The organism is Microcoleus sp. Pol12B4, assembly GCF_036701385.1.
Lineage (GTDB): Bacteria > Cyanobacteriota > Cyanobacteriia > Cyanobacteriales > Microcoleaceae > Microcoleus.
In genome coordinates this window covers 20,660-31,176 of the sequence record NZ_JAUBQR010000043.1, presented here as the reverse complement: position 1 = coordinate 31,176, position 10,517 = coordinate 20,660, and the positions used below count along the sequence as shown (strand labels likewise).

Sequence of the window (10,517 nt, the reverse complement as noted above, 5' to 3'; positions counted from 1 at the left end):
CATTGATTTTTTCAATTTGCAGTCAAAAATAGTAAAGTAGTGACAAAACAAGTTCTATCAGAGTAGTCGGAAATGAGAATTGTCCGATCGCCGTAGCGAGCGGATTTTAGTTCTTTATTCAGACTTCTGGATTCACGCTCCTGACTTCCTGGTAGAATTTTTAGTGTTTCTCAAACATTGGTCAATGGGATCGACACGCGCAAGAATTGCAATAGACGCTATGGGTGGGGATCACGCCCCCGCCGAAGTTGTAGCTGGAGCGCTTAAGGCACAAGAAGAATTAGGCGTAGAGATTTTGCTCGTGGGCGACCCGCAGCAAATAGAAGACTCGCTCCGGCAACAAGACGCGATCGGCCGCGTCTCTACAGGTCAGCTAGAAATCGTTCCTTCTGAAGGAGCGGTGGAAATGCACGAAGAACCTTTGAGTGCCCTCAAACGCAAGCCCAACGCTTCGATTAACGTAGCGATGAACTTGGTAAAGCAGCAGCAAGCTGATGCTGTGGTGTCCGCCGGTCACTCCGGCGCGGCAATGGCTGCTGCCCTGCTCAGGTTGGGCCGGCTCCCCGGAATCGATCGCCCTGCGATTGGTGCGGTTTTGCCGACAATGGTACCGGGCAGCTCTGTACTCATTCTCGATGTCGGCGCTAATGTGGACTGCCGCCCCAAATTTTTGGAGCAGTTCGCTCTTATGGGAACTATTTACAGCCAGTGCGTGCTGGGCGTCGCCGAACCTAAAATCGGCCTGCTCAACATTGGCGAAGAACCTTCTAAAGGCAACGACGCAGCCGTGCGAACCCACCAGTTATTGGTGGACAATCCGAACATTCCTTTTGTGGGCAATGCCGAAGGCCGCGACGTGCTGTCGGGGAAATTCGACGTGATTGTCTGCGACGGGTTTGTCGGCAACGTGTTGTTGAAGTTTGCCGAAGCGGTGGGCGAAGTCGTCGTGCAAGTGCTGAAGGAAGAATTAGTCAAAGGACTCCAACATCAAATTAACGATCCTCTGCTGCAAAAAAGCTTGCAAGGATTTAAGCAGCGGGTAGACCACGTTGAACACGGCGGCGGTTTGCTATTGGGCGTTGCTGGAGTTTGCATTATCAGCCACGGTTCGTCTCAAGCTGGCTCGATTTTTAATGCCATTCGTTTGGCGAAGGAGGCTATTGACAACCAAGTGCTGGAGCGAATTCGATCGTCCAATCACCAAAGCGCTATGGAACAAGAAGCTGTGAATTAGAGGCAGTAAGTAGGAATTAAAAATTAAAAATGTAAAATTAAAAATGTCAGCTTAAACCCACTGTTTTGCTTAAAAAAAGTAATTTCAGCAGTTTAAAAAATAATTTTAATTGGTAGTTTTTAATTTTTAATTTCTCGATCGAACAGCGAGTAAATGGAGAGGAATGTTGCAGCAATCAGGGTTCGGCATTGCCGTCACAGGTAGCGGTTCTTGTGCACCGCAGGTTTCGCTGGATAATAACGGTTTGAGTCAGATAGTAGAAACTTCTGACGAGTGGATTGGGGCGCGGACGGGCATTCGCTCCCGCAGGCTGGCAGACGATCGCACTTCTTTGTGCGATTTAGCTTCGGAGGCATCGCTTCAGGCGATCGCAATGGCAGAAATTTCGCCGACAGATATCGATTTAATTATTTTGGCGACTTCCAGTCCTGACGATTTGTTTGGCACTGCCAGTAAAATTCAATATCAGTTGGGCGCGACAAAAGCTGTGGCTTTTGATTTGACAGCAGCTTGTTCGGGCTTTGTTTTTGGTTTAGTGACAGCCTCGCAGTTCATTCGGACAGGGGTTTATCAAAATGTTTTACTCATCGGAGCCGATATTTTATCTCGCTGGGTAAATTGGTCGGATCGGGGTACTTGCATTCTATTTGGAGACGGTGCAGGTGCGGTGGTATTGCAGGCTTCAGAAGTCGATCGCTTTTTGGGATTTGAAATTCGCAGCGACGGCACGCAAAATTCCTCTCTCAATTTGGCTTACAAAGCCGAGTCAAAAGGATTAATTGAGGGCGTGAATATCGCCCAAGGTGGATTTCATCCCATCACCATGAACGGTCAAGAAATCTATCGTTTTGCCGTAAAAAAAGTGCCGGAAGTCATAGAAAAAGCTCTGTTTCGGGCAAATATCAGCGTTGCTGAAATTGACTGGCTGCTGTTGCACCAAGCCAATCAGCGGATTCTGGATGCAGTTGCCCAAAGGCTAAAGATTCCCCCCGAAAAAGTAATTAGCAATTTGGCGCATTACGGCAATACCTCAGCGGCTTCAATTCCCCTTGCCTTAGACGAAGCCGTGCGTATGGGTAAAGTTAAAGCGGGCGATACTATTGCTGCTGCTGGTTTCGGTGCAGGTTTGACTTGGGGGGCGGCAATTTTTAAATGGGGAAGATAATATTTGGCGACCGTTTGTAAGCGTGCTCCGGTTATTGTCGGGAGTTCAATCAAGTAAAATACAAATCCTTTAACACGCCATACGTAAGACAAGGTTCGCAACGGTGCAACACCTCGACATCAGTTATTGACAAGCGCGTGCAGAAATGGAAAATCCTCTATTCTTCGATCGACTTCCCCCAGCTTGAAGCTTGAAAATTGTGCTACGGCTATTAATCAGATGCCAGTAGCAAAAAAAAATAAACCTGGTAAAAATAAACCTGGTAAAAATCACAGTTAGATGTTATAATTGTGAGTCGCGAGTAGATAGTTCGTTAACCGAAAGATAGCGGATACCAGCGAGCGAACTTAGAAGCGGAAAAGAAAGAATTTTTGCAATCACCAATTAGCAACCACCAATTAGCAGATTACCGGAAAAATGACTAAAACAGCATGGGTATTTCCCGGACAAGGTTCCCAGGCGATCGGGATGGGTGCAGACTTATTAAACTTGCCAACAGCCAAAGCCAAATTTGAGCTCGCTAAAGAAATTTTAGGCTGGTCTGTCCCGGAAGTTTGCCAAAAAGAAGAAACAAAACTATCTCGGACTCTCTACACTCAGCCTTGCTTGTTCGTAGTAGAAAGTATTTTGGCCGACTTAGTGCGAGAAAAAAGTGATCGGCCAGCGGTAGTTGCCGGTCACAGTTTAGGAGAATATGTTGCCCTCTACGCAGCAGGCGTCTTTGACTTTGAAACCGGATTGCGCTTAGTCAAACGCCGCGCCGAACTCATGGACACTGCCTCCGGCGGGCAAATGGTGGCTTTGATCGGGTTCGACAGGCAGGAACTAGAATTGCAAATTCAATACAGCCGAGACGTAGTGCTTGCCAATGACAACAGCGAAGCACAAGTCGTGATTTCTGGAACGCCCGCTGCAGTAGAAGATTTGCTTGCCAAAATTAAAGTCAAACGCGCCGTTAAATTGAATGTTTCTGGTGCGTTTCACTCTCCCCTGATGGCATCAGTGGCGGCAGAGTTTCAACTAGCCTTAAAGTCTGTAAAATTTTCCGATGCTAAAATGCTGGTACTCTCGAACGCAGAACCGTCAGCCACTACCAGCGCAGCCACTTTAAAGCAGCGGTTGACTCAGCAGATGACCAAAGGCGTGCGGTGGCGAGAAATTTCTCTCCAATTGCCACAACAAGGAATCGATCGCGTAGTGGAAATTGGCCCCGGCAAAGTTCTGACAGGTTTGATCAAACGGACTTGTCCGGATTTAGCGCTGGTAAATGTTAGCAGTTTTGCAGATTTGCCCACTTAATCTATGTCTAGCCTGTTATTCAACGGCAGGGTAGAAAATTGAGAGTTAACAGGGCAAGTTTTGGATGGGTTTATAGGCGTAAAAATTGTTTAATTGCCCATGACTGCTGTCGTGAGTGGGCAGCATCTATGATGAATTTAGTTCACATCACTCGCAATTAGCAGTCATTTTACCAGAGGGGGCAAAGAGCTATAAAGCTGATAAAGCAAAAACTTGAACCTCGTTGTCGCCCCCTGAAGCAGGTCGGTTTAAGCACGGTCGTTATAGTCAGTCGGCACAGAGAATCATGGAAGGAAACCACCACGGAAATTAAATTCTATCTGAGCAGTTTAGAAGCTCAGGCTAAGCTACACAACCAAGCGATTCGTTCTCATTGGACAATGGAAAATAGTTTACATGGGGTGTTAGATGTCACCTTCAATGAGAATGCCAGTCGGACTCGGTCTGGTTATGCCCCCAAAATCTGAGCTTGCTTCGTCATTTAAGAGTTAATTTACTCCAGCAGCAGCCGTCCAAGATGAGTTAAAAAATGAAACGTTATAAAGCTCGTATAGATAATGATTTCCTGATTCAAATCCTCTAAAGTAGTGTGAGTGAGATTTGATCTGGTCCTAATGCAAGCATTACTTATCATAATCAATAGCCAGAACAGATGAGGGAGATTAATCAATGAGGTAAAACCCCAATTTGGTGGTAGCAGGCTCTCACCAACCTACTAAATTGGGGGGCCTTACTTCACGAGTATCTCTTGAATGCTGGTCTCAATTTTTTGAATAATTCCTCGCTCTTAGGTATCTCTATTAAGATGCGATTACCCTGGAATTGTGTAATCTACCAGAGAAATTGTGCGTATTCGTCATCGCTATTTGCACCTTACAAAAGATAAATTGTGCAGAATTGCCGATCGACTAAAAACACAATTCCCAATTCCCAAATTTCATCGCATTTCATGAACTCTCACCGTCTCTGTAGGAGGCATAATTGCCTCTTTAGCATTCAACTTTTGATTCAACTCCCGAATCCGGCGCGACAGCAAGCGAATAATATTCACCGCAATTCCCGGCGTTTCATCAATCGCATCGTATAGCTGCATTTGAGTCAGCATCAAACAGTCGGATTGTTCGAGAGTAGAAATAGAAGCCGATCGAGGTTCTGCATCAAAAAGCGACATTTCCCCGAAACAAGCCCCCGCTTTCAACTGTGCCAAATCCCGATCGCCTATATGCACCCGCACCGTTCCTGATACTAAAATATAGAGAGACCGACCTTCTTGTCCTTCCGTAAAAATCCTGTGCTTGGAAGGAAACGAAAGTTCATCCATTACCGATGCTAGACGCACGAGAAAATCATCCCGCAGTTCCTTAAAAATCGGAACCTCCCTCACAAACAATAGGCGTTCGACGCTGGTTAACATAATGAGATGCAGTGATTAATTTAAATTTAAACAAAGGAAGAGGAATTGGGCATTGGGCATTGAGCATTGGGCATTGGGCATAGTTTCTTTTTATTCCCTCTTCCTTCTTCCTTCTTCCTTCTTCCTTCTTCCTTCTTTACCTTTTTCCCCCAGCACCCAACTCGGCCATCATCTCTTCAACTTGAGCGGATACCAAATTATCGGGATCATTTTGCAGCCTCGGCAACAATTCGACCAAAGCCCGCGGCGAGGCTATTTTCAAATAGGCTAACACTGCTTCGCGGACAAAACCCGTCGGGTGTTGAAGACAGACAAGAGTTTGTTGAGCGGTAAGGCTCCAGCGCGCTTCCCTCGCCAAGTGAAAGCAGCACGCCAAAGCCCAATCCGAAAGGAAGTGGCGCAATTCTAGCAAGCGACGCAAGCGATCGCTAGGGGCTAGAGGTTTGTAAACCATCAATTCGGAGAGATTGCTCAATTTTTCTCTTTCCGAGTGCTGGTCCAACAAATTGATCAGCGATCGCTTCCTAGCTATATCCACAGTATTATCGAGAATTTCCAATCCCCTGGCAACCAAAGAAGGTTGGCCAGAAGCGATGTTGAAAGCAGCGGCTTGTACCGTTTCCAGCGGATAAAGAAACTTCATCAGCAAAAAACACCGCTCCCTAGCATCAGCTTCCAACCCCGCCAGAGCACGCTGCAACAATTGAGCCGTATCGTTCCCAGGTTCCCGGGCGGTCTTGGCCTCTCGCTCTGAGAAATTGCCGTAGCTTGTTACCCCAGACAAATCTACCAGACCTGCATAAATTTGACCGATAAACATTAACTCCTGTTCGATAAGAGTTTCCAAGCCGCTACGGCCGATGCGGTCTAAAACCCCTTCTATCCCCGCTTCCGAAGGCATTTTTAACAGGATGCGGAGGATATTGCGCCTCGTCGTTCCCCAAGCCGTCATCAAATTGCTCACCAAAATGTCTATCGCCTCCGGAGTCCCAATTTGACCGAGAGCCGTCCAAGCTTGCAACCTGACCAAATCCGACTTGTGGATGTCCTCAGCCAAATACACGAGCAAAGGAATGGCGTCATTGTGAAGTTTGACTATAGCCTGCAAAGCCGCTTCCCTAGTCGATTTGTAACCAAGTCCGCGCAGCAGCGAAGGATAATATTCTTCCGAATGAGTAGACGAAATCACGTCTAACAGAGCGCAGCGCACTCGCAGAGATTCATCTTGCAACAGATTGGGGATATGCAGCCGCAGTCCTTGCAAATAATCAGCTTCTCCCAGAGCCCGCGTCCCCATAACACGTTCGCGCTCTTGCTTGTGTGTCAGCATTTGCCGCAGCGTATTAGTAGCCTCTGCCTTTTGCTGGCGATCGCCCCTTCTCATAATTAAAGCAGCCGCCGTACCCCGCACCACCGGATCGACCGTCGGCTGCAAGTAAGGCCGCAAACTCTCAATACTCGGTTCAGCTTCCGTTAGCCAGATGTAGCGCAAAGCCAAGGCCAGAACCTCCGGTGGCAAGGATTGCTGCGAAAGTGCGCGGACAGATTCTAAATATGCGGGGTTCGGGTGTTGCAGCATCGTTTCCAAGCTCTGGCGCTGCAAACCAGGGGACAGCGAATCGAGGAGGGGAGCGAGAACTTCTCCGACATTTTTGGGGTCAATTTGCGTCAGGAGTTCTATGCAAGAGCGCTTTTCATCTTCGCCCCCCGGCTTTTGTAGAGTTTCCACCACTGCGCGCTTGAGAGCTTTGAGGTCAACGTCTGTGACGCCCAAGCGTCCCCGCTCCGCACTTTTGACCAACAAGCCCACGTATTGAGATCGGATCAGCCATACGACAAAGACCCACAACAGTGCCAATATTACTATCGCGCCAATAAATATCAAGCTTTGCTGGTCGTGAAATACACTTTCGTCTTGCTGGGGGAGTATTTTGCCTGTCACCCACAGCATAATCAGGATGCCTACTCCTGTAGCTCCGCAGGACAAAGGTTCGCCCACACCGTTCACCAAAGTTTGAATTCCCGATCGAATATTGTCGGGAATCGGTTGAAATAAAACCGGACTAACGGTTTCCAAAAGCGTGTAGTGCAGCAGTTCGTCTAAAAATCTCAGCAATATTAGCCCGATAAACACAGATACTAGCTGGCCCAGAGATGCTCCTATGGTCAGCACCCCGAGTATAGCGATGCCCGCCGGCAAAATCATCGCCGTCACGAATACACCGATTCTTTCCACCAACCTGCTCGAAGCGAACCACTGAGTCGCCACTTGAAACAGGCCTTGTATGCCTTCATAAATGCCCAGGAAGCTAGCGATCCAGCTAGCTCCGTCCCCAGGGTTTTGGTATTCTAACTGGCTGTAGAATTGGAAATCTACCAGCACGTAGACGACTTCTGCGAGGATGAAGAAACTGACTAGAGGTACGGCGTATTTTTGGAGCGGGCCTGTAACTTTGCGGGCGGTAAATTCTTCTTGGTCGTCCTCTTCGTCGTCATCAGTCCAGTGAGCCGTTTCCGGGAATGCTTGGCTGTATTTTTCCGTGAGGTAATAGAGCAACACCGAGCCTGTCGCCACCATCAACCCCGATATGAGAGTAACGTTTTTGAGTCCGACTACGTACAGCAAAACAGGCAGAGAAAATCCGCTGACTACTCCAGCTACTAGATAACCGCTACTCACTAGCGGATAGGTGCGCTTGATTTCTCTAATATTAAACAGTTGGTTGGAAGTGATAGAAGTATTAAGGTCGTTGAGGACATAACAAGCTTCTACCCACAGCCACATCAAAAAAATAGTAATAAAAGCGATGCTGACGCCAGCTATCTTAATATTTTCGTAGCCGATGCCGAATCGAAACAAAAATAGCGGTATCGACATCATTGCCAGAACAACCACTACGGTGCGCCTTAGCGGCAGGATTTTTTGCAGCCACGAGTAGACAAATCCCAAGCCAGAACCGATAAACGCACTGGCTATGTAAATCCAGGGCATTTTGTCTGCACCAAATTCATCTAGAAAAAGACCTACTGTGCTGAGTTCCAGCCAGATCAGCCCGACGGAGGTTAGAGTGTAGACGACGAACATCAGTACGGTTCGCTCTACTTCTTCCGATCGCAGGTTGAGCGATCGCAGCACTCCTTGTCTTACTCCCGCCGAACCGCTGATTTGAAAATTTTCCATGCAGCGTTGATTTCCCTGTGTGGTAGCTTATTCCTGACTAAATTCGCAAGTCATCAGCTATCAGTCACCAGTTTATGACTGATGACTGATAGCTGATGACTATCTATTTATACTTTCTTGGGCGACAGCAGCATCATCATACTGCGTCCTTCTTTTTTGGGGGCTTGCTGCACTTCTGCGATTTCCTGCAAATCTGTGGCCATGCGCTTAAGCAAGTCCTCTGCTAGGTTGCTGTGTTGGATTTCCCGACCTCTGAACATGATCGTCGCTTTTACTTTGTCCCCAGATTTGATAAAGCGGTCTGCTAGTTTGAGGCGCACTTGGTAGTCGTGTTCTTCAATTTTGTAGCGCATCTTCACTTCTTTAACATCGGCAGTGTGCTGCTTCCGCTTTGCTTCTCGCGCTTTCTTTTCCTGCTCGAATTTGTACTTCCCATAGTCCATTACCCGGCATACGGGCGGGTCAGCTTTGTCGCTGACAAGTACGAGATCGAGTTCTTTTTCTTCTGCCAGGCGCAGCGCTTCTGCAGGCGTCAATATCCCTAGTTGCGCGCCGTCGGTATCGATTACCCGGATTTTGGGGTATCGAATATTTTCGTTGATCTGGGGTAGGTTGCGATTTTGTCTTCTTTCAATCACAGGCATGAATGGTTTTACAAGCAGTAGTTTAATAGCGAAGCTTCTTGATAGTTACAGGTTTGATCGGTCAATATTTCACGATTGACGATCGAACTGTTTTATAAGGTGTTACCCTTACCGGACGTACTACCGCGCCCTGTGTCCCCTCCGCTAAAGCCTTGGGGAATATTTGGACGATCGTAAATGAATTCTTACAATACTTGCTATTCTACTCAGTCTGGCTGGGTTTCTGCCTAGTTTTATTTTAACTTCACACACGATCGCCCGCCCCCTTGCCCGATTGATGACAAAACCGTCAAAAATTCAGGGTAAAAGCTTAAGGATGAGGTACAACCGCTTTTCCTAGCCCATCTCGCCCGCTGTGGCAAGTCCCCCAAGTCGCCTGATTTGCCTTGTAGAATAGGTATAAGCAAGTGTAAATTTATGTTGCGAGCTGAGGCAAAATTGACAAATTCTCTGCTGTGGCACCAACGGGTGGGAACTCAACGAGACTGGATGTGGCGGGGTTGGCAAACTCGCTACACTTATTTGCGGCCCGATGGGGTACGAAATCAAGGCGCGCTGGAATTTCAAGATTCTGCGGCCGAACCAATGGTCCCGCGCGCATCGGGAACGCCGATTATTTTACTGCACGGGTTTGGAGCTTCGATCGGGCACTGGCGACAAAATCTCGCCCAACTCGCCGAAAACCAAACCGTTTACGCCTTGGATTTGTTAGGGTTTGGCGCTTCCCAAAAAGCTCCGGTCAACTACTCTGTGTCTTTGTGGGTCGATCAAGTTTATGATTTTTGGCTGACTTTTATCAAAGAGCCCGTAGTCTTGGCAGGAAACTCGATCGGATCGCTGATTTGTCTGGCCGTAGCTGCAGCTCACCCGGACATGGTAGCCGGCATCGTGATGATTAGCCTCCCAGACCCCTCTGTGCGAGCCGAAGCTGTGCCCGGATGGCTGCTTCCGGCGATCGAAGCTGTGGAAAGTTTGTTTGTTTCTCCGATCGTACTCAGGCCTTTGTTTTATTTTGCCCGCAAGCCTTCCTTTGTCCGTCGCTGGGTTGGCTTTGCCTACTCCAACCCCGAAGCTGTGACCGACGAATTAGTTGAAATTCTAGCAGGACCTGCCGGCGATCGGGGAGCAGCCCGCGCCTTCTGCGCCTTATTTAAAGCTGTAGGCAGTTCAAAATTTTGCCCCAGTGTCAAGATTGTGATGCGAAATTTAACAATCCCCATGCTGTTAATTTGGGGCAAACAAGACCGGATGATTCCCCCTCGGTTCGCCCGACCCCACCAATTTGTCGAATGCAATCCCAATTATGTAGAGCTAGTGGAATTAGATAATGCGGGCCACTGTCCCCAGGATGAATGCCCGGAACAAGTAAATCAAGCAATTTTGAACTGGATGAGCCGGAATTTTGCACCTATGGGCAAGAGCCAATTGCAGCACTATTGATTAGACATGAGGCCGTGGATTACTAAGGTAAAAAAATAACTTTTATGTATCGCTCCCGCTCAAAAATAAATTTGCTATAACTCGATCCCCTTGGTGGTATGGTATAGCAGATGTTGAAGGCGATAGCGACGAGCGGAGCG

The 10,517-nt window shown here is 47.8% G+C and carries 8 protein-coding genes; 5 read left to right on the top strand and 3 right to left on the bottom strand.

Annotated features, from left to right (window positions below; genetic code table 11):
- The first annotated feature begins 184 nt into the window (after positions 1–184).
- From plsX to QUA38_RS29310, 4 genes are all read left to right on the top strand, one after another.
- Positions 185–1,234 (top strand): phosphate acyltransferase PlsX, encoded by a 1,050-nt coding sequence (gene plsX, locus QUA38_RS08700; RefSeq protein WP_333064876.1) that lies wholly within the window; start codon positions 185–187, stop codon positions 1,232–1,234.
- A gap of 163 nt (positions 1,235–1,397) precedes the next feature.
- A complete protein-coding gene (locus QUA38_RS08695) occupies positions 1,398–2,399 on the top strand; it encodes a beta-ketoacyl-ACP synthase III (protein WP_333160911.1) in 1,002 nt (333 codons plus the stop codon).
- A gap of 417 nt (positions 2,400–2,816) precedes the next feature.
- Positions 2,817–3,698, top strand: a complete 882-nt coding sequence (gene fabD, locus QUA38_RS08690; protein ID WP_333160909.1) for an ACP S-malonyltransferase — start codon at positions 2,817–2,819, stop codon at positions 3,696–3,698.
- Between the two features lie 191 nt (positions 3,699–3,889).
- Positions 3,890–4,165 (top strand): ISAs1 family transposase, encoded by a 276-nt coding sequence (locus QUA38_RS29310; RefSeq protein ID WP_445305039.1) that lies wholly within the window; start codon positions 3,890–3,892, stop codon positions 4,163–4,165.
- A gap of 470 nt (positions 4,166–4,635) precedes the next feature.
- On the opposite strand, the gene QUA38_RS08685 is transcribed toward QUA38_RS29310, so the two are convergent.
- The 3 genes from QUA38_RS08685 to infC form a co-directional block, all read right to left on the bottom strand.
- Positions 4,636–5,112 carry a cyclic nucleotide-binding domain-containing protein gene (locus QUA38_RS08685; RefSeq protein ID WP_333077819.1) on the bottom strand — a complete coding sequence of 159 codons (477 nt, stop codon included), beginning with the start codon at positions 5,110–5,112 and terminating at the stop codon, positions 4,636–4,638.
- A 136-nt stretch (positions 5,113–5,248) separates the two neighbouring features.
- Positions 5,249–8,293 (bottom strand): HEAT repeat domain-containing protein, encoded by a 3,045-nt coding sequence (locus tag QUA38_RS08680; protein WP_333160907.1) that lies wholly within the window; start codon positions 8,291–8,293, stop codon positions 5,249–5,251.
- A 107-nt stretch (positions 8,294–8,400) separates the two neighbouring features.
- On the bottom strand, positions 8,401–8,937 hold the full coding sequence (infC, locus tag QUA38_RS08675; RefSeq protein WP_006635262.1) for a translation initiation factor IF-3: 537 nt from the start codon (positions 8,935–8,937) through the stop codon (positions 8,401–8,403).
- 417 nt (positions 8,938–9,354) lie between these two features.
- Between infC and QUA38_RS08670 the strand changes: the two genes are divergently transcribed.
- Entirely contained in the window at positions 9,355–10,377 is a 1,023-nt protein-coding gene (locus tag QUA38_RS08670; RefSeq protein ID WP_333160905.1) for an alpha/beta fold hydrolase, read from the top strand.
- The last annotated feature ends 140 nt before the right edge of the window (positions 10,378–10,517 follow it).

Excerpts from the sequence above, each read along its gene's own strand:
- infC (WP_006635262.1), bottom strand. The coding sequence starts at position 8,937 with ATGCCTGTGATTGAAAGAAGACAAAATCGCAACCTACCCCAGATCAAC.
- QUA38_RS08680 (WP_333160907.1), bottom strand. The coding sequence starts at position 8,293 with ATGGAAAATTTTCAAATCAGCGGTTCGGCGGGAGTAAGACAAGGAGTG.
- QUA38_RS08685 (WP_333077819.1), bottom strand. The coding sequence starts at position 5,112 with ATGTTAACCAGCGTCGAACGCCTATTGTTTGTGAGGGAGGTTCCGATT.
- QUA38_RS08670 (WP_333160905.1), top strand. The coding sequence starts at position 9,355 with ATGTTGCGAGCTGAGGCAAAATTGACAAATTCTCTGCTGTGGCACCAA.
- fabD (WP_333160909.1), top strand. The coding sequence starts at position 2,817 with ATGACTAAAACAGCATGGGTATTTCCCGGACAAGGTTCCCAGGCGATC.
- QUA38_RS08695 (WP_333160911.1), top strand. The coding sequence starts at position 1,398 with ATGTTGCAGCAATCAGGGTTCGGCATTGCCGTCACAGGTAGCGGTTCT.
- plsX (WP_333064876.1), top strand. The coding sequence starts at position 185 with ATGGGATCGACACGCGCAAGAATTGCAATAGACGCTATGGGTGGGGAT.